Source organism: Geofilum rhodophaeum, from assembly GCF_002210225.1.
Classification (GTDB): Bacteria; Bacteroidota; Bacteroidia; order Bacteroidales; family Marinilabiliaceae; genus Geofilum; species Geofilum rhodophaeum.
The window spans coordinates 89849-110116 of sequence record NZ_MWUJ01000006.1 but is presented as its reverse complement, the minus strand read 5'-3'; the positions used below and the strand labels follow the sequence as shown (position 1 = coordinate 110116).

20 protein-coding genes are annotated in these 20268 nt (G+C 48.8%); 5 read left to right on the top strand and 15 right to left on the bottom strand.

Translation table 11 applies throughout. From position 1 onward, the window contains the following. Nucleotides 1-4 precede the first annotated feature (4 nt). The 10 genes from ftsY to B4W65_RS07765 form a co-directional block, all read right to left on the bottom strand. On the bottom strand, nucleotides 5-958 hold the full coding sequence (ftsY, locus tag B4W65_RS07810) for a signal recognition particle-docking protein FtsY (RefSeq protein ID WP_088654585.1): 954 nt from the start codon (nucleotides 956-958) through the stop codon (nucleotides 5-7). Nucleotides 959-1080: 122 nt separating this feature from the next. Next, on the bottom strand, nucleotides 1081-1236 hold the full coding sequence (locus tag B4W65_RS07805) for a DUF4295 domain-containing protein (protein WP_088654584.1): 156 nt from the start codon (nucleotides 1234-1236) through the stop codon (nucleotides 1081-1083). 10 nt (nucleotides 1237-1246) lie between these two features. Further along, nucleotides 1247-1435: a 50S ribosomal protein L33 gene (rpmG, locus tag B4W65_RS07800; RefSeq protein ID WP_088654583.1), complete on the bottom strand. Its 189-nt coding sequence runs from the start codon at nucleotides 1433-1435 to the stop codon at nucleotides 1247-1249. A gap of 17 nt (nucleotides 1436-1452) precedes the next feature. Continuing rightward, nucleotides 1453-1698: a 50S ribosomal protein L28 gene (gene rpmB / locus B4W65_RS07795; RefSeq protein WP_088654582.1), complete on the bottom strand. Its 246-nt coding sequence runs from the start codon at nucleotides 1696-1698 to the stop codon at nucleotides 1453-1455. A 230-nt stretch (nucleotides 1699-1928) separates the two neighbouring features. Beyond that, nucleotides 1929-3176, bottom strand: a complete 1248-nt coding sequence (locus B4W65_RS07790) for a CinA family nicotinamide mononucleotide deamidase-related protein (RefSeq protein ID WP_088654581.1) — start codon at nucleotides 3174-3176, stop codon at nucleotides 1929-1931. Nucleotides 3177-3180: 4 nt separating this feature from the next. Beyond that, a complete protein-coding gene (locus B4W65_RS07785) occupies nucleotides 3181-4413 on the bottom strand; it encodes a M48 family metallopeptidase (RefSeq protein WP_088654580.1) in 1233 nt (410 codons plus the stop codon). Nucleotides 4414-4417: 4 nt separating this feature from the next. Continuing rightward, nucleotides 4418-5269, bottom strand: coding sequence for a prolipoprotein diacylglyceryl transferase (gene lgt, locus B4W65_RS07780; protein ID WP_088654579.1), 852 nt, complete (start codon nucleotides 5267-5269; stop codon nucleotides 4418-4420). A gap of 98 nt (nucleotides 5270-5367) precedes the next feature. After that, nucleotides 5368-8691, bottom strand: coding sequence for a preprotein translocase subunit SecA (gene secA, locus B4W65_RS07775; RefSeq protein ID WP_088654578.1), 3324 nt, complete (start codon nucleotides 8689-8691; stop codon nucleotides 5368-5370). Between the two features lie 89 nt (nucleotides 8692-8780). Next, nucleotides 8781-9269, bottom strand: coding sequence for a hypothetical protein (locus B4W65_RS07770; RefSeq protein WP_088654577.1), 489 nt, complete (start codon nucleotides 9267-9269; stop codon nucleotides 8781-8783). 239 nt (nucleotides 9270-9508) lie between these two features. Beyond that, complete coding sequence (locus B4W65_RS07765) at nucleotides 9509-10570, bottom strand: NAD(P)/FAD-dependent oxidoreductase (protein WP_088654576.1); 1062 nt, start codon at nucleotides 10568-10570, stop codon at nucleotides 9509-9511. A 62-nt stretch (nucleotides 10571-10632) separates the two neighbouring features. Here B4W65_RS07765 and trhO point away from each other — a divergent pair, with 62 nt between their 5' ends. Together trhO and B4W65_RS07755 are read left to right on the top strand one after the other, a co-directional pair. Continuing rightward, nucleotides 10633-11622 (top strand): oxygen-dependent tRNA uridine(34) hydroxylase TrhO, encoded by a 990-nt coding sequence (gene trhO / locus B4W65_RS07760; protein WP_088654575.1) that lies wholly within the window; start codon nucleotides 10633-10635, stop codon nucleotides 11620-11622. After that, complete coding sequence (locus B4W65_RS07755) at nucleotides 11619-12647, top strand: tRNA dihydrouridine synthase (protein WP_088654574.1); 1029 nt, start codon at nucleotides 11619-11621, stop codon at nucleotides 12645-12647. Before trhO ends, B4W65_RS07755 begins: the two co-directional genes overlap by 4 nt. 11 nt (nucleotides 12648-12658) lie before the next feature. Here the strand turns inward: B4W65_RS07755 and B4W65_RS07750 are convergent, their stop codons facing one another. The 5 genes from B4W65_RS07750 to B4W65_RS07730 all read right to left on the bottom strand — a co-directional run bounded on the left by B4W65_RS07750 (nucleotide 12659) and on the right by B4W65_RS07730 (nucleotide 18828). Beyond that, nucleotides 12659-13579, bottom strand: a complete 921-nt coding sequence (locus tag B4W65_RS07750) for a DMT family transporter (protein WP_088654573.1) — start codon at nucleotides 13577-13579, stop codon at nucleotides 12659-12661. Then, entirely contained in the window at nucleotides 13569-14276 is a 708-nt protein-coding gene (locus tag B4W65_RS07745; RefSeq protein ID WP_088654572.1) for a rhomboid family intramembrane serine protease, read from the bottom strand. Before B4W65_RS07745 ends, B4W65_RS07750 begins: the two co-directional genes overlap by 11 nt. A gap of 4 nt (nucleotides 14277-14280) precedes the next feature. Continuing rightward, on the bottom strand, nucleotides 14281-15318 hold the full coding sequence (locus B4W65_RS07740) for a threonine aldolase family protein (RefSeq protein ID WP_088654571.1): 1038 nt from the start codon (nucleotides 15316-15318) through the stop codon (nucleotides 14281-14283). Nucleotides 15319-15404: 86 nt separating this feature from the next. Next, on the bottom strand, nucleotides 15405-16526 hold the full coding sequence (locus B4W65_RS07735; protein ID WP_088654570.1) for a universal stress protein: 1122 nt from the start codon (nucleotides 16524-16526) through the stop codon (nucleotides 15405-15407). Nucleotides 16527-16590: 64 nt separating this feature from the next. After that, nucleotides 16591-18828: a RelA/SpoT family protein gene (locus B4W65_RS07730; RefSeq protein ID WP_088654569.1), complete on the bottom strand. Its 2238-nt coding sequence runs from the start codon at nucleotides 18826-18828 to the stop codon at nucleotides 16591-16593. Between the two features lie 376 nt (nucleotides 18829-19204). Here B4W65_RS07730 and B4W65_RS07725 point away from each other — a divergent pair, with 376 nt between their 5' ends. The 3 genes from B4W65_RS07725 to B4W65_RS07715 all read left to right on the top strand — a co-directional run bounded on the left by B4W65_RS07725 (nucleotide 19205) and on the right by B4W65_RS07715 (nucleotide 20240). Beyond that, nucleotides 19205-19486, top strand: a complete 282-nt coding sequence (locus tag B4W65_RS07725; protein ID WP_088654568.1) for a YtxH domain-containing protein — start codon at nucleotides 19205-19207, stop codon at nucleotides 19484-19486. Between the two features lie 135 nt (nucleotides 19487-19621). Further along, a complete protein-coding gene (locus B4W65_RS07720; RefSeq protein WP_088654567.1) occupies nucleotides 19622-19990 on the top strand; it encodes a phage holin family protein in 369 nt (122 codons plus the stop codon). Beyond that, complete coding sequence (locus B4W65_RS07715; protein WP_088654566.1) at nucleotides 19980-20240, top strand: hypothetical protein; 261 nt, start codon at nucleotides 19980-19982, stop codon at nucleotides 20238-20240. Before B4W65_RS07720 ends, B4W65_RS07715 begins: the two co-directional genes overlap by 11 nt. Nucleotides 20241-20268: the final 28 nt, after the last annotated feature.

Sequence of the window (20268 nt, the reverse complement as noted above, 5' to 3'; positions counted from 1 at the left end):
GAGCTTATTTGCCAAAAAGAGAATCTACAAAGGCTGTGCGACTGAAAGGTTCCAAATCGTCGATGCCCTCACCTATGCCAATATATTTTACAGGAATTTGAAACTGGTCCGAAACCCCAATCACCACCCCGCCTTTTGCCGTACCATCAAGTTTGGTAATGGCCAGGGCATTGACTTCGGTGGCTTTGGTGAATTGGCGCGCCTGTTCAAAGGCATTCTGACCCGTAGAGCCATCCAGTACCAGAAGGATTTCGTGGGGGGCATCGCCCACCACTTTTTGCATAACCTTCTTGATCTTCGACAACTCATTCATCAGGTTGACTTTGTTGTGCAGGCGACCGGCGGTGTCAATGATAACCACATCGCTGTCCGCTGCATGAGCCGAAGCCAGGGTGTCGTAGGCTACAGAAGCCGGGTCGGAGCCCATCTTCTGCTTAACCAGGGGGACTTCTACGCGCTGGGCCCAAATCTCCAACTGCTCAATGGCAGCGGCCCTAAAGGTGTCTGCCGCCCCCAGCATCACCGATTTTCCGGCTGTTTTAAACTTGTGGGCCAATTTACCAATGGTAGTGGTTTTGCCTACTCCGTTAACGCCTACAACCATAATGACATAAGGTTTTTTGTCGGCAGGAAGTTCAAAATCCAGGCCCTCGTTTACCTGGTTTTCAGCCAGTAAACCGCTGATTTCTTCCCTGAGAATGCGATCCAGCTCATCGGCATTAACAAATTTGTCGCGGGCCACCCGCTTTTCAATGCGCTGGATAATTTTAAGGGTGGTCTCCACCCCCACATCTGAGCTGATGAGCATTTCTTCCAGTTCATCTAAAACATCATCGTCCACCCTGGATTTGCCAACAACCACTCGGGCCAGCTTTTGCAAAACACTTTCCTTGGTTTTAGACAAACCCTGGTCCAGCTTATCCTTCTTCGCTTTATTAAAAACACCAAATATTCCCATGATAGTTGTTTCTTATCTAAACAGCAAATATAACCATATTTAGTCAACCGGCATTTCAAAATGAAAAAAGCCCTCTTAATGCTAAGAAGGCTTCTTTTAATACAATTCCTGTAAGGAGATTCTTACTTGGCGAAAAAATCTTTTACCTTATCGTTGACAACCATTTCCTCCTGGAAAGAATAGGCGCCAGTCTTAGGTGATTTCACCATTTTGATAACACGGGTGTGTCCCTTTCCTGCTCCTTTGTTTTGCAGTGTTGCTACAACTTTCTTTGCCATGATTTATAGTTTACTTGATTTCACGATGAACGGTCATACGCTTCAAAATAGGATTGAATTTTTTCAATTCCATTCTGTCGGGCGTATTCTTCCTGTTTTTAACGGTAATGTACCTGGATGTTCCGGGTTGTCCGCTTTCTTTATGTTCGGTGCATTCCAGAATAACCTGGATGCGGTTGCCTTTACCTTTTTTAGCCATTTTTACTACCCTCCATCTTATATTTTAGCACTTAAGTAACCTTTCTCCTGTGCCGACTTGATAGCTGCCTGCACACCTACCTTGTTGATTACACGCAGTCCGGCAGCCGAAACTTTCAGCTTAACCCAGCGCTTATCTTCGGGCAGAAAAAATTTCTTATCAAAGAGGTTTATATCAAACCTTCTTTTTGTACGTCTTTTTGAGTGAGAAACATTATTTCCCACCATAAAGCGCTTTCCTGTTATTTCACAAACTTTTGACATTTCTCAACCGTTTTAATCTACGTTTTTCAAACAGAGCGCAAAATACGCGATTTTCTACCAAAAAAACAAATAGTTCTCTTTTTTATTTCTCTGTTTTTGAATTTTTTATTCCCTTTTCGCTGTCCCGGAAAACCAGACTGCTGTCCCATAGATTTAAACAAAGCATACATATGGGCAAATGTAAAGCACTGAATTTAAGTACATAAAAAACACAAAAAATCAGAGACTCTCTACAACTCCCCCTTTTCCAGCAAGCACTTCAAAACTATGATGCCTGCCTCTGCCGTGCGCAAAATATTCCGCTCCCGTTGCGGTCCAAATTGAAAAACCCGGCTTTGCACCTTCCCATTGCCGGCCCAGGCCAGCCAGACCGTTCCTACAGGTTTTTCGGCACTTCCTCCGGATGGACCGGCAATGCCGGAGCTGGCAATGGCGTAATCGCTTTCGAGGCAACGGCAAGCTCCCAGGGCCATTTGTTCAACCACTTCCTTACTCACTGCGCCATATCTCCTGATTACCTCCGGATCTACGCCCAGTTGCTTTATTTTAGCGGAATTTGAATACGCCACCACACTGCCATTGAACACGGCCGAAGCACCCGGTACCGCCGTCAACAAATGGGCCATATAACCACCCGAACAGCTCTCTGCAGTAGCCAGTTTGGCTCCTTTGGCTTCCAGCATGTTCAGCACCGATTCTTCCACCTTTTCGTTGTCGTAGGCAAAAATATGGGGACCAATAAGCGCCTGCAAGGGCGGTAAAACCGAAGCAATGGCGGCCGAAAGTACTGCCTCATCGCTTCCTCTGGCGCTCAGGCGCAAACGCAATTTGCCCGGAGCGGGCAAATAAGCCAACTTCAGGGGGGCTGGCAGTCCATCCTCCCAATCGCTCAACTTTTCGGCCAAAACAGCCTCCGGAACATTAAAAACATGTATGGTTTTATGTAATACTACTCCAGGCACAAAGCGTTCAGCCAAATAAGGTAAAATTTCCTTGCTCATGGCCGTCATCATCTCAGACGGCACCCCGGGCATGGCCACCAAAACCCCTTTGGGGTGATCAAAACGTAAGATTGGAGCGGTGCCTACCGGATTGCGTATCACGGTGCAATCTTCAGGAACCAGGGCCTGATCGAGGTTTAATTGGTTCAAATGCGTAACCCGTCCTTTAAGCAGGCGTTCCACATCTTCCAAAACCTGCGCGTTCCTCACCAGGCGCGTATTAAAGAAGCGACACAGTGCCAGTTTGGTCAGGTCGTCCCGGGTGGGTCCCAATCCCCCTGTTACCAACACCACTTCCGAACGCTCCGTGGCTTCCTTAAATGCAGCTAAAACGTCGCCCAGCTCATCGCTGATGGTCGTAATCCGGTACAACGAAATACCGATTTTATTGAGTTCCCGACCCATCCAGGCCGAATTGGTGTCTGTAACCTGGCCAATCAGCAACTCATCGCCAATGGTTATTATTTCTGCTTGCATAATGTTACAAATCAAGTGCTTCCAGTCGCTTCAACAGCGGAGGGTGCGAATAATGAAAAAACACATACCAGGGATGCGGTGTAGGATTACTCAAAGCCTCTGCAGAAATCTTCTTTAGCGCGGTTTGCAAGGCCGCTCCGCTTGCATATTGAGCGGCAAAGGCATCGGCCTGGTACTCGTGCCTGCGCGACAAAATGGTGGAAGCCAGTCCCATTACCCCACTGATGGGCGAAAACAATAAGCCAAAACCCAAGAGCCCAATATGAAAGGAGGCTGCAGCGGCGCCAAGGGCCTGAGCTATGGCAGGGTGCAAAATAAAAAGGCTCAACAACCAAAGGGTAAACCCGGTCTGCGCCAAACCAACAGCAGTTCCCTTATGAATGTGCTTCAAACGATAATGCCCAATTTCGTGGGCCAATACCGCTACTACTTCCTCCTCGTTAAGTTGTTCCAACAGCGTATCGAATAATACAATGCGCTTTTGTCGCCCCCAACCGCTGAAGAAGGCATTGGCCTTAGTGCTTCGGCGGGAACCATCCATAACATAAACCCGATCGAGCCGAAAACCAGCTGCTTTACTCATGCTTTCAATAGACTGCTTTAAACTACCCTCTTCCAGCGGCTTAAGCTTATTGAATAAGGGCAGAATTAAAGTGGTATAAAAGCGACCAAAAAACACGGCAAAAAGACTAGCCAATCCCCATGCCCACAGCCAGAACCAGGGCCCGGTCCACTCGAAGAACCAGCGGAACAAGCCCAACAGCAATCCTCCCAATAAGGCCCCCAACAACAAAGATTTAATGGTGTCGGCAACAAAGATACGGGGCGTTGCTTTATTAAAGCCAAAGCGCTCCTCAATAACAAAAGTATGGTAAATCGAAAAGGGAAGACTCAGTAAGGTGGACAGCAGTCCCACCACCCCCAAAAATACCAGCGAATGCCAAAACGGCGACAGGCCAAAGACTTGTAGCCTGGCCTCGAGCCAGCCAAATCCATGGAGCAACAGTACCATTAAAACCACCACCAGGGACACCGCCGAACTTATAAAAGAAAAACTATGATTAACTCGTCTGTAGTCCTTCTGCTTCTGAAACTTATCCTCAGGAAAAACATCCTTGAGGCGCTCGGGGACCTGGGCAGTCCAATGCCTGCGGTTGAGTGTCTCTAAAACTTGATCCCACCCCCACTCGAGCAGCAAAACAGCCACTATCACATACCACAATAATCCGTAATCCATAGCACTACTTCTCTACTCTTCGTCGTTCGTTTCGGGTAATATCCACTTCTATTGGTTCACGGGTCATACTGCGATAAATGAGGTAGATGGCACCAACAATAAAGGGAATACTCAACCATTGTCCCATATTCAGCATCATGCCTGCCTCAAAAGCTTCTTGATCTTCTTTTATAAATTCAATAAAAAAGCGGGTAGCAAATATGCCAATCAAGAATACACCGAAGATGAGGCCCTGACGACGGGCGGCATTGCGCTTCCAGTACATGTACATTAAAACGGCAAAAGTAATCAGATAGCTGAGGGCCTCGTACAATTGAGAAGGGTGTCGGGGCAACTCCGGGTTGGCAATGCCGTGGGCCTTAACAAAGGCAAAACCCCAGGGTAAGTCGGTGGGCATACCAACAATCTCAGAATTCATCAGGTTGCCCAAACGGATAAAAACGGCCGCTAATGCTACGGGAATCACCAACTTGTCCATGGTCCACAACATAGAGCGGCGCGTTACATTTTTAGAATAGAGCCACATGGCAATTAAAATACCAAAAGCACCACCGTGACTGGCCAGTCCCCCCTGCCAGATCTTCAAAATTTCACCGGGATGCTGCGAGTAATACTCCCAGCCATAGAAAAATACATGACCCAGGCGTGCCCCTACAACTGTGGCCACCATTACATAAACAAAAAGTTTATCGACCCAGGCTTCCGGCGCATTCTCGCGTCGAAACATGCGTTCTACAATATAGTAGCCCAACAAAAAGGCAATGGCAAAAAAGAGCCCGTAATACCGCACCGAAATTGGCCCAAAGGAAAACAATTCGGGATCGGCGGTCCATGTAATGTAGGAGAATAGTTGCATAATATTGCGTTTAATCCATTAATAACAAAAGTGAAAAGCTCGGCTGCAAAAGCAGAAAGTCCGCCCTGCGCAGGGCAGTAAACGGACTTTCATTATCTTTATTTACCGTGGCATTGTTTGTATTTTTTACCACTGCCACAGGGACAGGGATCGTTGCGCCCCACTTTTTTCTCGGTACGGATGGGCTGCACCGGTTGTGGTTTTTGGGGAGCCTGGGGCTCGCCTGGCATGGGGGGGCGACCAGCGGGAGCTCCGGCACCAGGATCGTCTTTTTGGGTGCGCAGTGCACTCAAATCGGGTCGTCTGCGTTGCTCCGCTTCTCTTACCTGACTGGCATCCCTAATGGGGATGTGAGCCTTGGCCAGAGAAGAGACTACCGATTTGTTGTTTTTATCGATCATTCCCTTGAAAAGGTTGAAAGACTCAAACTTGTAAATCAATAAGGGGTCTTTTTGCTCGTAAGAGGCATTTTGTACCGCCTGTTTCAGATCGTCCAGCTCGCGAAGATGCTCTTTCCAGGCCTCGTCAATGGTAATGAGCATAATGGCCTTTTCAAAAGACTTGGCCAGTTCCTTACCTTCCGTTTCATAAGCCTTTTTAAGATTGGTGGTGATTTGGAAAACCCGATGACCATCGGAGATGGGTACCACGATGTTCTGATAGATTTCGGCCTTGGTTTCAAAAACATTTTTCACTACCGGATAGGCCTGACGGGCCATATGCTCAATTTTCCTGAGGTACCCCTTCCAAATTTGATCGTGCAGCTTATCGGTCAGTTCCTCTGCCTTGCCCTTCATCAGGGTATCCTGATCGAAGGGACACTCGGCAGAGAAAATTCGAATCAACTCCATTTTGAAGGTTTCAAAGTCGTTGCTCTCCTGAGCGTCTTGTACCAGTCCTTCAATGGTATCGAACATCATATTGGAGATTTCGACCTGCATGCGCTCTCCGTACAAAGCTCTTCTGCGCTTGGTGTAGATCACCTCGCGCTGCGAATTCATCACATCGTCGTACTCCAACAAACGCTTACGAATACCGAAGTTGTTCTCTTCTACTTTTTTCTGGGCTCTTTCGATCGACTTGGTAATCATGCTGTGCTGAATCATCTCCCCGTCTTCCACGCCCAGGCGATCCATGTATTTCACCAGGCGGTCCGATCCGAACAAACGCATCAGGTCGTCTTCCAGAGAGACAAAGAATTGCGACGATCCGGGGTCGCCCTGGCGACCGGCACGTCCGCGCAACTGACGGTCGACCCGACGCGATTCATGCCTTTCGGTACCCACAATGGCCAAACCTCCGGCCGCCTTGACTTCGGCCGACAGTTTGATGTCGGTTCCCCTACCGGCCATGTTGGTGGCAATGGTTACAATGCCCTTCTTACCGGCCTCGGCAACAATGTCCGCTTCCCGCTGGTGCAGCTTGGCATTCAACACATTATGCTGAATTCCCCTTAATTTGAGCATGCGACTGAGCAGCTCGGAGACTTCCACCGAAGTCGTACCCACCAAAACGGGGCGTCCGGCATTCACCAGCTCCACAATCTCGTCGATTACGGCATTGTATTTTTCACGTTTGGTCTTATAAACCTTATCGTTCATGTCCTTACGCTGAATGGGACGGTTTGTGGGAATGACCACCACATCCAGCTTGTAGATGTTCCAGAGTTCACCGGCTTCGGTCTCCGCAGTACCGGTCATACCAGCCAGTTTGTTGTACATACGGAAGTAGTTCTGCAGGGTAATGGTGGCATAGGTCTGCGTAGCTGCTTCTACCTTCACCCTTTCCTTGGCCTCAATGGCCTGGTGCAGACCGTCGGAATAGCGACGGCCTTCCATAATACGTCCCGTTTGCTCATCTACAATTTTCACCTTGTTGTCCATCACCACATATTCCACATCCTTTTCGAACATGGCGTAGGCCTTAAGCAACTGGTTGATGGTATGCACGCGCTCCGACTTAACGGCGTAGCTCTGCATCAGTTCGTCTTTCTTCTGAAGTTTCTCTTCCTCTGAAAGACCAGCTTTTTCGAGAACCGCGATTTCCGATCCGATATCCGGTAAAACAAAAAACTGAGGATCTTCTGAGTCGCCGGTAATTAAATCAATTCCCTTGTCGGTAAGCTCCACCGAATTGGTTTTTTCGTCAATCACAAAAAGCAGGGGATCGGTGACCACATGCATGTTCTTATTGTTTTCCTGCATGTAGAAATTCTCGGTTTTAAGCATACTGGCCTTGATGCCCGGCTCGCTTAAAAACTTAATCAAAGGCTTGTTTTTGGGCATGCCCTTGAAAGCACGCAGCAACAGCAAGGCACCTTCCTCCTGCTCCTTGTTGTCCGAAGAGGCCATTTTTTGCTTGGCATCGGCCAACAAACGTGAAGTCATGGCACGCTGACTTTCAACCAGGCGTTCTACTTTGGGACGAAGCTCGGTAAAGAGCTGATCGTCGCCACGCGGTATGGGCCCCGAAATAATCAAAGGCGTACGAGCATCATCAATTAATACGGAATCCACTTCATCCACGATACCAAAGTTGTGCTTGCGCTGCACCAAATCATCGGGCGAAACCGCCATATTGTCGCGCAAATAGTCGAAGCCAAATTCATTGTTGGTACCATAGGTGATGTCGGCCTGATAGGCTTTTCGACGATCTGCCGAATTGGGCTGATGCTTATCGATACAATCGACACTCAGACCATGGAACATGAAAATGGGCCCCATCCACTCGGAGTCCCGCTTAGCCAGGTAGTCGTTAACGGTTACAACATGCACACCCCGTCCGGCTAAAGCATTGAGGAATACCGGCAACGTAGCTACCAATGTTTTACCTTCACCTGTTGCCATCTCGGCGATTTTCCCCTGATGCAGTACCACCCCGCCAATCAGCTGCACATCGTAGTGCACCATGTCCCAGGTTATTTCAGTACCGCCGGCCAGCCAGCTGTTGGCAAAGCGCGCTTTGTCGCCGGCAATTTCTACAAAATCGGCACGCGCAGCCAGGTCGCGGTCAAACTCGCTGGCCGTTACCTCCACCGAACTGTTTTCCTTAAAGCGACGCGCCGTTTCTTTAACAATGGAAAAAGCTTCGGGGAGTATTTCATCCAGGGTTTTCTCAATAATATCGGTAATGTCCTTTTCCAGGCGATCAATTTCTTCATACATTTTCTCCCGTTCATCTACTTCGGGATTATCGTGCTCTATGCTCTTCTTTAAAGCATCAATGCGTGCCTGTTGATCGGCATAACTGTCATAAATTCGCCGCTTTAACTCCTGGGTGCGCTCACGCAAACCATCGTTAGAGAGATTTGAGATTTCGGGATAGGCAGCCTTAATCCTTTCGAGATAAGGTTGCACCTCCTTCATATCACGTTTTGACTTATCGCCCAAAAAAAGGGCCAGTATATTATTTACTACACTCATATTAATCAAGGTGTTGAAAACCGTTGTTTTAACGGTTTATTAAAATAAAAGCATTACAGGGAAATGTCTTCCTCGATTTGGGAAAGACCTTAAGCAATAAATGCAGGACCAGCACGGGAGGGACGCACACTCCAGAGTAGTGAGCTGACGTGACCGGATTCAGGCGCTGAGCACGGCAGCACATTTGGGCGTATCCAAAAATCAGATTCGCCACCGGCAAGTCCAGCATCACAGAGCGGTTGATCAGAAAATTCCTGTTGGGAAGCAAAGGCTGACCTAGCAATGAGTGGTGCAGAAGGACAGCAATACAGTGCTTCAAGCACTTCTTTAACAGAAGCAGTTACATTGCCAGCTGCCAGGGGTCTGTGCTCAAAAATAAAAGAAGTATCCTGGGCAGCCAGCACTCTAAAGGCCTCCTGGATGTCCTGCACTTTGAGCAAGCAAATTTGCTGACCCCGAAGTCGGGCCGACTTAAATCCGCTTGCCTCCTCTTCAGTGCGACCATGTTGCATGGCAAGCACCATACTGAGTGAAAAACTCAATAGGGTCCAATAAGCCATGTCGGATCGCTGTTTCATTTGCTGTTGATTTGAAAACGTAAAGATGCCAAAAGATTTTCAAAAACCCGCGTCTCTATGTGCTAAAAAAATTGCAACTTTAGGATTCAAAAAATCAGATGGCGTGCCCCTGAGTGCCGTATTCATCAGCCATGACTACCTAGCGGCAAGGGGGACACGCCATCGTTCTTTTGCCTATATTAACAAGCAGCGCCCCATGTGGTTCAAAAAAGATATACTTTCCGGGCTGTTTTTTATGCCTATCCACGAAAAAAGCGTTGTACCTGCATCGATTTGGGAATGCCAGCCTGCCCCTGCTCCCAGCTGCGCAACAGCAAATCGGCACAGTAGGGTGCCCAAACAACGCCTCTGGAGCCAAAACCATTGAGCACATAAACTTCCTCCTGTCCAGGCAGTGCCCCAACCACCGGCATACGGTCACGCACCGCAGGCCGAACGCCTGCCCGGTGTTCCACCACCTCAAATTCGACCGTCAACATATTGCGCAGGCGTTCTTCCAGCCATTGGCGTCCTGTCACGCTGGGGACAGCATCCAGCGTTTCCCGCTTGTAAGTGGCCCCGGCCCTAAAGCGGCTTCCGCCCAAAGGCAGTACAAAAAGCTCATCCCGCCAAATAAAATCCTCTGCCAAGCCAGGGGCAACAAATTCGAACAATTCGCCCTTATTGGGCGTCCAGGGTATTTGGGTCAACCAGGCATTACCCCGAACCGCTGCACCCTCACAAAAAACGACCTTCCGAGCCTGAAGATGGCCTCCCTTCCACAGCCAGTTGTTGTTTTTTCGGCTTAAATCCTGCGGCTCCACTTTTGCATCAATCAGCCAATTTTTGCTGCGCAGGCGTGCTCCCGATACCTCCAACCAACGTGCAACATCCAGGTAGCCCGAACCACTGTAGCGGCCCCAACCGGCAGACGAACGCAAGCCAGGCAATTCTCCCTCCGTTTTAAGCTCGCCCAAAAACACTCCAAAATTCTTACTTCGACCTTGCTCCCATTCCTTTATTTCCTGATCATTCAGCAACTTAACACTGTCCTTCCAATGCAAAAATTGAAGTCCGTACAAGGCCTCTAATCGGCCGTATGCTTCTTTTAATAAAGGCCAGACTTCGGCTACCCCACGGGCTCCTCTAAGCTTTCGAAACATCAGGGGGTTGATTAAACCTCCCGCTACTTCCGAAGCACCAGGCTGCGTCATATCACTAACCACCCTGTAATCCATCCCTGCTTCCTCCAGACGATGCGCCAGCAACGATCCAGCTAATCCATAGCCCACAATCAAAACTTCCGTTTTTTCTTTTGTCATCTTCCTTTAAGGTGTTTCAGATAAATTTATCCTAAAATGCTTATCTTTGCAAAAAAAAAATCATGGCACTCTACAACAAACTCGGTCGCCCCCAACTCCTGGCCCGCTTGCAGGCAGAGGATTTTGAGCGACGCACCCTGTCGTTTTACCGCTATGTAAACATAGCGGATCCCGATATGTTTCGCGATGCATTGTATCTGGCCCTGGATGCCCTGCGCTGCAATGGCCGGATCTATGTCGCCCGGGAGGGCATTAATGCCCAGATGAATGTACCCGAGCACCACATCAAGGACTTCCTGGACTACATGGACTCGCTACCCGAATTGCGCGACATGCCGCTCAAATGGGCCATTGAAGATCAGCGAGAGTCCTTTTTGAAGTTGATTGTAAGGGTGCGTCCGAAAATTGTGGCCGACGGTCTCAACGATGGCGTTTTCGACACCACCAATGTAGGCAGCCACCTCTCGCCCCTTGAATTTCACGAACTCTCGCAAAAGGAGGACGTATTGGTGGTGGACATGCGCAATGCCTACGAAAGTGAAGTCGGTCACTTTGTCAATGCCTGGTGCCCCCCAGCCGACACTTTTCGGGAAGAAATTGAATTGGTGGTCGACAAATTGAAGGAGAAAAAGGACCAAAAGATTCTCCTGTATTGCACCGGAGGAGTGCGCTGCGAAAAGGCCAGCGCCTGGTTGCGCCACCATGGTTTTAAAGACGTGAACCAACTGCATGGCGGCATCATTGCCTATGCCGCTGAAATTAAGCAGCGGGGACTGGAACCTCGTTTCATTGGAAAGAATTTTGTGTTTGATGAGCGTCTGGGCGAACGCATAACGCCCCATGTATTGGGCAAATGCAGCAGCTGTGGTTGTGCCTGCGACACCCACACGAATTGCGCCTGGGACCCCTGTCACGAACTCATCATACTCTGCCCCTCGTGCAGCAAAAAGCACCAGGGCTGTTGCAGCAGCGCCTGCAGCGAAAAACTGCAAGCCCACAACAAAGCCGGGGAACCCATGGCCCAAACCCCGGAAAGCGTTCTCAGTCTATGAGCAGCACACAAACGCCCAACACCAATTTTTGGCAACGCGAAGCGGGTCCCCTGATGATGCTGGCCCCGATGGAAGATGTGACCGACACCGCGTTTCGGGAGCTGATTTTACGAAATACGCTCCCCGGTCAATTGCAACTTCTTTTCACCGAGTTTACTTCCACCGATGGCATGTGCCATCCGGTGGGACGCGAGCGGGTCAGTCACCGCTTAAAAGTCTCCCCTGCCGAAAAACAGCTCCTTAAAGAAAAGGGCGTGCGCCTCGTTGCCCAAATCTGGGGCAACAAACCGGAAAAATTTGCAGAGACAGTACGCATCATCCATGAAATGGACGTTTTCGATGGCATCGACATCAACATGGGCTGCCCCGTTAAAAATGTGGTGGCTCACGGCAGCTGCTCTGCCCTCATCGATCAGGAACCCCTGGCGGCTGAGCTCATCGCAGCCACCCGGGAAGCCAGTCCCCTGCCCCTGAGCGTAAAAACTCGTCTGGGCCTTAAAAAGATCGACACCGGGCGCTGGATGCAGTTTTTGTTGCAGCAACCCGTCGACGCCATCATTCTGCACGGACGCATACAAAAACAAATGTCGGAAGGCGCAGCCAACTGGGACGAGATTGCCAAGGCGGCAGCTCTGCGTAATGAGTTGGCTCCCACCCTGCCCATCATTGGCAATGGCGACGTAGACAGTCTCCCCGAAGCGCACCAAAAAATTGAAAACTATGGCGTGGATGGCGTGATGATTGGGCGCGGCATTTTTAAAAACCCCTGGATGTTTGGCCCCGAAAACCAGTCGCCCACGGTAGAACAGCGACTCGAAACTCTGCTTTTGCACCTGCAACTGTTTGAGGACAACTGGAAGAACGAACGCCCCTTTCCCATGCTGCGTCGCTTCTTTAAAATTTACTTGTCCGACTTTCCCGGTGCGGCAGAACTGCGTCATCAAATGATGCAGGTCAATGAATACGACGAAGCCCGACAAACCATTGAGCAATGGCAGCAGGCCAGAGACTTAAAACCCGTTTAAGTCTCCAGGATTTAACGCTGTTCAGCCTCCCGTGCCTTACTCTGATTCACCATATATACACCGGCCACCACCAGGAGTATGGCCAGGGCCTTCAGGCCATTGAACACATCGAGCTGCCAAAGCACAGCTACGACCGTTGCCACTATGGGCTGAACATTGTTGTACATGCTGGCCACAGTAGGCCGCAGGTATTTCTGACCGGTAGGCAACAGAAGGTAGGTCAACCAGGTACTGCCGAGTACAATAAAAATAATGTTCCCGTAGGTCGATGCTGGCAGGGCACTGTAATCAATCACCGACACCTGCTGCCACGAAAAAGGCAGGTAACAACAGGCAGCGAACAAAAACATCCACTTCATAAGGGTAACCGGCGAATAGCGCGAGACCAGTCCCTTAAACAAAACAAAGTACAAGGCATAACTGAACTGAGCCGCAAAGCAGAGCGTAATCCCCAAAAGATGCCGGTCGCCCACCACGCCACCGGCATTGAGTTGACTGTTCACAATAATGATGACTGCGCCGGCACCACCTATGGCGATGCCCAGAATCTTCTTCCAACTGATCGGCTCTTTCAGGTAGAAAAAGGCAATGAGCATGGTAATCAGCGGCAAGGTGGTGGTAACAATGGATGCGTTGATGGGACTGGTATGCGAAATACCCATCATAAAAACACCCTGATTAAAAACAATGGCGAAAAGGGCGGCTACAAAAAACAACAAGAGATCCTTTCGGGGCACCTTTTCACGCGGCAGCCACAAAGAGGTCAGCCAAAACACCCCTGCTGCGCCCACCATCCGAAAAGTCACCAGGGCCAAAGCACTCACCTCTCCCATCATGACCGATTTTGACATGGGCGACATCAAGCCCCACGCCACATTGGCCGTAAGCATAGCCAAATGACCCGCCAGCACCTTGTTGCTTCTATAATTCATTTTCGTTTTTATCCTTTGTCGTTTTGTCGTCGGCAGGCAACTTCCAAAAAGCTTCTGCCTCTTCCTCTTCTTCCTCCTGTTCCTCTAGAAAGGGCGAAGGCGGCTTTTGAGGGCCTTCCTTGCGATATACCACAGCTGCTGACAGTCCCGCCACAAAGCCCCACAAATGGCCCTCCCAGGAGTGCGGAAGACGTGGGGCCAGAGGGAACATGCCCCAGACCAGACTGCCGTACCAAAACACCACAATCAGGGCCAGCGCCATCAGCGGAATATGCCGCCTTATAATGCCACTCACAAATAAAAAGGAAGCCAAACCATAAACCAGTCCACTGGCCCCAATATGCCAGACATCGCGACCACCAAACCACAACCAAAGGCCGGCCAGAAGGTAAATAAGTGGAAAAACCCGGTAAGCAATCTCCCGATAAAAATAAAACAGCGCTACGCCCAGTACAAAAAGAGACGAAATATTGTTGCCCAGATGTTGCCAGCTCCCATGAATAAAAGGCGAAAGCAGGATGCCCGGCAAACCTTCCCAGGACAAAGGCTTCACGCCCAGAAAAACCAGATCCCAGTCTTCCAGCCAGCTCAGCAAATGCACCAAAAACATCAGCACCACGAGCGTAACCGGCACAAAAAGACTGTGCATCAGTCGCCTTTTTTCAGGCTTTTGATGGGGACCGGCCAATCTTATCATTATCTCAGGACTTGGGTGAAGCAATGCGACGCATCTCTGCCACAAATTCATGAATATCGGCCTCGGTGGTGTCGAAGGAAGTCATCCAACGCACCTCCGAACGATTTTCATCCCACACATAAAAAAAATAAGCGGCTTGTAAAGGAGCGATCCATTCTTTGGGGATAAGGGCAAAAACAGCATTTGACTCCACCTTTTGGGTAATTTGCACTTCCTTAATTGCCGCCACCTCGCGGGCCAGTAATTGGGCCATTTGATTGGCGTGTTGGGCCGACTTGCGCCACAGCTCATCTTTCAGGAAGGCGGTGTACTGGGCCGACAAGAAGCGCATTTTACTGAACAGTTGGGTGCTTTGCTTACGAATGTACTTAAGTGGGCCCTGCAGCTCAGGGTTAAAGACCAAAACCGCTTCACCAAACATCAAACCATTTTTTGTGGCTCCCAGCGACAACACATCTACACCAACCTTTACAGAAATATCGGCCAAAGAGCAATTTAAGGCTGCTGCGGCATTGGACAGGCGGGCCCCGTCCATGTGCACCAACAAGCCCCTTTCATGGGCATAAGTACACAAAGCACGCAATTCTTCTATGCTGTAAAGGGTACCCATTTCGCTGGCCTGTGTGAGCGACAGTACACGGGGTTGTACGTGGTGTTCAAAGCCAAAGCCATGCAATACCGGTGCAATCAACTCAGGACTCAGCTTCCCGTCGGGCGTAGGAACATCTATTAATTTGCAACCCGATAGCTTTTCAGGCGCCCCACACTCATCTACATTAATGTGTGCCGTTGCCGCACATACAACACCTTCGTACGAACGGGCCATGGCCTGAAGGGCCACAACATTGGCCCCGGTTCCGTTGAACACAAAATAACACTGGGTGGCTTCACCAAAAACCCTACGCAAAGCCGCTTCGGCCTCCCTCGTGTATTCGTCTCCCCCATAACCTATTGCGTGACCGCTGTTTGCATCGGCTATTGCCTGCATCACTTCAGGCAAAACGCCGGCGTTGTTGTCGCTGGCAAATCCTCTTTTCCCCATAATACAAAGGCTTTTGTACCTAAAAGCACCCCGGATTTGAGGTGCTTTTACAAAGGTAACAATTCCACCAGAAAGGAAAAACAGCCTTAGGCATGGAAAACCAGCATGGGCGTATTCGAATGGAACAGCATTTTTTTGCCCACGGAAGGATTAATCAGCCGGGCAATGAGGTTGCGGCGGCGGGTGGTGAGACTAATAATGTCGATTTTCTCTTTCTGAATAAAGCCTTCCAAACCCACCCAGAAGTCTTCATTTTCAATAAAATCACACATTATTTCGGTCTGCGGAAAGCGCTCCTCCATATGCTTTTTAAGTCCATCCAGCTTTAAGCGATCCCAGCGACTGTCGCTTTGCGGCCCCACATGCACAAAAAATATCCTGACCTCAAGCGGCTTAACGATGCGTTCCAATTTTTCAAGCGCGACAAAGTCGCTGTCCTCAAAATTGGTGGCATAAAGTACATTGTGGATTTTATCGACCCCGCGGTACTCAAAATCTTCTGGAATGGCCAAAACCGGAACCCGTGCCATCTCCATCACTTCAGCCGTTACACTACCTATTAAATCGGCAGCCTTACGGTCCTTTCCCCTCGTGCCCATAACGATGACCGTAGGATGATAGTCTTCACTGAATCGCAATATTTCTTCTTCGGCCACCCCACGCAACAGCTTATGCTTTATGCTCACCTTTTTCTCATAACCCAAGGTCCGCTTCCGTTCCTTAAAGCTTTTTAAAAAAGCCTGCATGTCTTGCTCTGCCTGCTCCTCCATATCCACCATCATCTCGTCCATGCTGGAGTCGTACACATAGGCTTCGGAAAAGGGCAGCGTATTAACGATGGGGTTGAAGTAAACATTAAGGACCGTGATTTCAGCTTCGAGACGCACGGCCCAATCCAGGGCCATGTGTGCAGCTTTTTCTGAATAATCACTGAAGTCAATAGGAAGCAAGATCCTAGGTTTAGCCGGTCTGCCTGGTTTCTTGTCCCCCATCTTTTCCAATCCGGGTTCCTCTATACGTTCCATAATTTTCATGGCCCGTTCCAGGTCGTTTTCTTTAATTCGAATTTTCACACTTGAATTAAAAGCACCCTGAATCAGGTTGGCATTTTGCAGAAAGCATTCAATGCCTTCCGATTCCAGTACACTCTTCAATACCTGAGCGTGCTGAAAGGTATGCGTTGCCAGTGTAATGATTTTTTCGTCCATGGCGGTTGGTTTAAAGTATGCTATAAGTTAGCACTTCAGCATTAATAAAACAAATATTTCCTGCTCAACTGCTCACGCCATCGATACGGCTGACCGACAAAACGCCTCTTATGCCTTTCACCTTCTTTATTAGTGAACTTAAAATCTGATTGTTATTAACAAACACTGTAACTGTTCCTTCAAACAAACCCTCGTGACTCTCCACCGAAATGGCCCGCATTTTCAGTTTCAGTTCCTTGCTCACGATTTGTGAAATATTGCTTACAATGCCGATATCGTCCTCGCCCACCACCTTAATGGCCGCCAGATAACTGCCTCCGGCTTCGCCGGTCCACTGCGCCTTAACTATGCGATAGCTGTATTTGCTGCGCATATCCGGGGCATTGGGACAAGAGGTTCGGTGTATGCGAATTCCACCCGAAACCGAAACAAAGCCAAAAATATCGTCCCCAAAAATGGGGTTGCAACACCGGGCCAGCTTGTAATCTACATTGGTCAGGTTTTTATCGATCAGCAAAACATCCCCATCGTTGTTTTCCTCGCTATCGGCCGGAGGAGTCACAAAATTTTCGGCGCTTCTCACAGCCGGGGCGTTTTCAGCCAGCTCCCGCTCCTGATCTTTGCGCGATTGGTTTAAAATGAACTCTTTTATTGCGACCACATCCAAACGCTCAATGGCAATATCCCGGAAGAAGTCGTGCACACTCTTGTACTTAAAGTGCTTCACCAATAAGCCCGTCAACTGATCATTCAGTTCCAGTTTCCAGTTTTTCAGGCGCCGTATCAATGTTTCGCGACCAATCTCCGATTCCTTGTATTGAATTTCTCGCAGGGCCTGCTTTAACTTGGTTTTCGCTCTTGATGTGGCCACTACATTGAGCCAATCCTGTTTGGGGGCCTGGTTTGAGGCGGTGAGGATTTCTACATGATCGCCGTTTTGCAAGGTATGCCTAATGGATACGTTTTTGTTGTTGACTTTAGCGCCCACGCATTTTTTCCCTACCTCGGAGTGTATATCAAAGGCGAAATCGAGCACAGTAGCTCCTTTGGGCAGACGGATTAAATCGCCTTTGGGAGTAAAAACAAATACCTCCTCATCATACAAATTCAGCTTAAAGTCGTCGATAAAGTCAATTGCGTTAAGCTCTGGATTTTCAAGAACTTCACGAATGCTCTCTAACCAAATATCTAAACCACGGTCGCCTTTCACCCCCTTATACTTCCAATGGGCAGCCAAGCCCTTCTCGGCCACCTCGTCCATCCGCCGGGTACGTATTTGCACCTCTACCCACTTATTTTCGGGACCCAGCACCGTCGTGTGCAGCGATTCGTAGCCGTTGCTTTTAGGCACCGACAGCCAATCCCGCATTCTGCGGGGGTTGGGCTGATACTTATCGGCTACTACCGAATACACCTTCCAGCAATCGGCTTTCTCGTTTTTCAGCTCGCTGTCGAGGATCACCCTAATGGCAAATAAGTCGTACACCTGCTCAAACTCCACCTTTTGCTTCTTCATCTTATTGTGGATGGAGTGGATGGTCTTGGTACGGCCCTTGATGTCAAACTTCAGATCCTGCTTTTTAAGCTCTTCTTTAATGGGCTCAATAAACTCGCGAATGTACTTATCCCGGGCACGCTTGGTTTCATTCAGTTTTTTAGCGATAAACTTATATAAATCGCGGTTGGTAAACTTCATCACCAAATCTTCCATTTCGGACTTGATGGAGTACAAACCCAGGCGGTGCGCCATAGGCGCGTAGAGGTACGACACCTCGGCGGAGATGGTTTCCTGCTCCTCCCTGGGGTAATGTTGCAACATCCGCATGGTATGCAGGCGATCTGCCACAATAATCAGAATCACGCGCACATCCTGGGCAAAGGTCAGCAAAAGCTTACGAAAATTCTCCGATTGAATAGAAGCATTGGTCTGGTACAGATCAAAAACCTTTACCAGTCCGTCCATTATATTGGCCTCCTGCTCTCCAAATTGCTTACGTATGTCGTCGATGCTCACGGCCGACTGTCGCACCGTTTCGTACAAAAGGGCACAAATCAGGGAGGTTTTTCCCAGGCCCACCTCCTCCACAGTAATGCGCGCCACCTCCAGGGAGTGCAATACAGAAGGTTTTCCGGAAGGAAGACGAAGCACTCCGTTTTTATCGAGCGTTGTTTCAATGGCTTTACGAATCTGGCGGACATCCTGACTTTGCAGCATTCCCGCAGCTGCGCGCAGCAGCTTGCGGTACGATCGCAGAATCTCGAGTCGTTCTTCAGGTGTTATGCTTGTGTTGGGCACATTCATATCCTCTTATTTGTTTACAGGTAAAGATAAACAAAGCGACCAAGTAAATAAATACCCTTCGCATAACCAGCGCGATAGCGGTGGTGTTTGTGGGGGTGGACTTTCAACCAAAAAATCAGAAAATAAACCGATTATGTCCCCAATAAAGAAAAACCCAACACATTTGCAGTTAATGTATTTTAGGCTTTGTTTGGGCTTTTTGTGAAACCCAAAACTGTTTGAGGCGCAGGACCTTTAAAGCATTTGGGGGACAAAACTCCTTTTTAAACGGCGCCGGCATTTGACTTTGTGACCAAGATTGACTATATTTATTAGTGTTTGATTTCAGGGCAATTAAGTACCCTGTTTTTTGTTGAACCTTAAAATATAGAATATTATGAAGACAGCAGGATCATTTGTTGGCGGACTTTTGGCAGGTGCAGCGCTGGGCGCAACCATAGCTTTATTGTATGCCCCTCAGAGCGGTGACGATACCCGCAAAGACATCAAAAAGAAGATCAATGAAATGGAAGACGAGCTCGACACCCTGCGGGCCAAATTGAAGGAAAAGGGCGGTGAACTCAAGGAAGACCTGAAAAAGAAGATTCAGGAAGTGGAAAACCGTATTGAGAAACTGGTTGAGGAGTATAAAAAACCGGCCGAAGCCAAAGCCAAATAAAGCCTTCATCCGCTTTAGATCACTAAACAGAAGTGCTGTTTCGGCAAGATTACGTCTTGTCGGGCAGCATTTTTTGTGCGCAAAGTACTATCTTAGTATTTTGCATTTACGCAATACTCACTTAAGATTTATGGTATGTTTCAGGACGATCTCAAAAACCATATCGACGAGGTAAAAAATGAGTTTGAGGATTATGTGGACAAACGCATATCCCTTTTAAAGCTCCACCTGGTTGAAGAACTCTCGCGCTTTACTGCCGGATTTGCTGTAAAGCTGGGTATTTTGTACCTGCTCTTTTTTGTTTTTATGTTTCTCTCCCTTGCCGCCGCCTTTTTTTTGGGCGACTTGCTGGGCTCTAACGGACTGGGCTTTACTTTGGTGGCCGGGTTTTATCTGCTGATGGCAGTAATTTTCTGGCTGTCTCGCCGCATCTGGGTCGAGAAACCCATTATCCAGGCCTTTATTAAGATATTCTTCCCAAAATTTGAAGACGATGAAGCATAGCACAGCCCGAGATTTCAGACACATCACCTCCTTCAAGCAATTGTCGGACGAGCGTACGCGGCTCAGCTTTGAGGTGCGCTTAAGTCGCAAAAAACTGGATATGGCGCTGATGGAATTCAACGAAATTTTTAGCCCGCTTCGCTTGGCAGGCACCCTGGCGCGGGAATGGATGAAACCCCTACTGGGCAGCATCCGAAAACGCATCCAGGATTACATCAGCGGAAAAACACAGCAAAACCGGGAGAAATAATTGTATTTTTGTGGTTCAATTGGCGAAA

What these genes read in the sequence shown, in the direction of transcription:
- rpmB (WP_088654582.1), bottom strand. Translation starts at nt 1,698, where the DNA reads ATGTCAAAAGTTTGTGAAATAACAGGAAAGCGCTTTATGGTGGGAAAT.
- trhO (WP_088654575.1), top strand. Translation starts at nt 10,633, where the DNA reads ATGGCACTCTACAACAAACTCGGTCGCCCCCAACTCCTGGCCCGCTTG.
- B4W65_RS07735 (WP_088654570.1), bottom strand. Translation starts at nt 16,526, where the DNA reads ATGGACGAAAAAATCATTACACTGGCAACGCATACCTTTCAGCACGCT.
- B4W65_RS07805 (WP_088654584.1), bottom strand. Translation starts at nt 1,236, where the DNA reads ATGGCAAAGAAAGTTGTAGCAACACTGCAAAACAAAGGAGCAGGAAAG.
- B4W65_RS07720 (WP_088654567.1), top strand. Translation starts at nt 19,622, where the DNA reads ATGTTTCAGGACGATCTCAAAAACCATATCGACGAGGTAAAAAATGAG.
- B4W65_RS07750 (WP_088654573.1), bottom strand. Translation starts at nt 13,579, where the DNA reads ATGAATTATAGAAGCAACAAGGTGCTGGCGGGTCATTTGGCTATGCTT.
- rpmG (WP_088654583.1), bottom strand. Translation starts at nt 1,435, where the DNA reads ATGGCTAAAAAAGGTAAAGGCAACCGCATCCAGGTTATTCTGGAATGC.
- B4W65_RS07740 (WP_088654571.1), bottom strand. Translation starts at nt 15,318, where the DNA reads ATGGGGAAAAGAGGATTTGCCAGCGACAACAACGCCGGCGTTTTGCCT.
- B4W65_RS07765 (WP_088654576.1), bottom strand. Translation starts at nt 10,570, where the DNA reads ATGACAAAAGAAAAAACGGAAGTTTTGATTGTGGGCTATGGATTAGCT.
- B4W65_RS07755 (WP_088654574.1), top strand. Translation starts at nt 11,619, where the DNA reads ATGAGCAGCACACAAACGCCCAACACCAATTTTTGGCAACGCGAAGCG.
- ftsY (WP_088654585.1), bottom strand. Translation starts at nt 958, where the DNA reads ATGGGAATATTTGGTGTTTTTAATAAAGCGAAGAAGGATAAGCTGGAC.
- B4W65_RS07725 (WP_088654568.1), top strand. Translation starts at nt 19,205, where the DNA reads ATGAAGACAGCAGGATCATTTGTTGGCGGACTTTTGGCAGGTGCAGCG.
- lgt (WP_088654579.1), bottom strand. Translation starts at nt 5,269, where the DNA reads ATGCAACTATTCTCCTACATTACATGGACCGCCGATCCCGAATTGTTT.
- B4W65_RS07770 (WP_088654577.1), bottom strand. Translation starts at nt 9,269, where the DNA reads ATGAAACAGCGATCCGACATGGCTTATTGGACCCTATTGAGTTTTTCA.
- B4W65_RS07745 (WP_088654572.1), bottom strand. Translation starts at nt 14,276, where the DNA reads ATGATAAGATTGGCCGGTCCCCATCAAAAGCCTGAAAAAAGGCGACTG.
- secA (WP_088654578.1), bottom strand. Translation starts at nt 8,691, where the DNA reads ATGAGTGTAGTAAATAATATACTGGCCCTTTTTTTGGGCGATAAGTCA.
- B4W65_RS07730 (WP_088654569.1), bottom strand. Translation starts at nt 18,828, where the DNA reads ATGAATGTGCCCAACACAAGCATAACACCTGAAGAACGACTCGAGATT.
- B4W65_RS07785 (WP_088654580.1), bottom strand. Translation starts at nt 4,413, where the DNA reads ATGGATTACGGATTATTGTGGTATGTGATAGTGGCTGTTTTGCTGCTC.
- B4W65_RS07790 (WP_088654581.1), bottom strand. Translation starts at nt 3,176, where the DNA reads ATGCAAGCAGAAATAATAACCATTGGCGATGAGTTGCTGATTGGCCAG.
- B4W65_RS07715 (WP_088654566.1), top strand. Translation starts at nt 19,980, where the DNA reads ATGAAGCATAGCACAGCCCGAGATTTCAGACACATCACCTCCTTCAAG.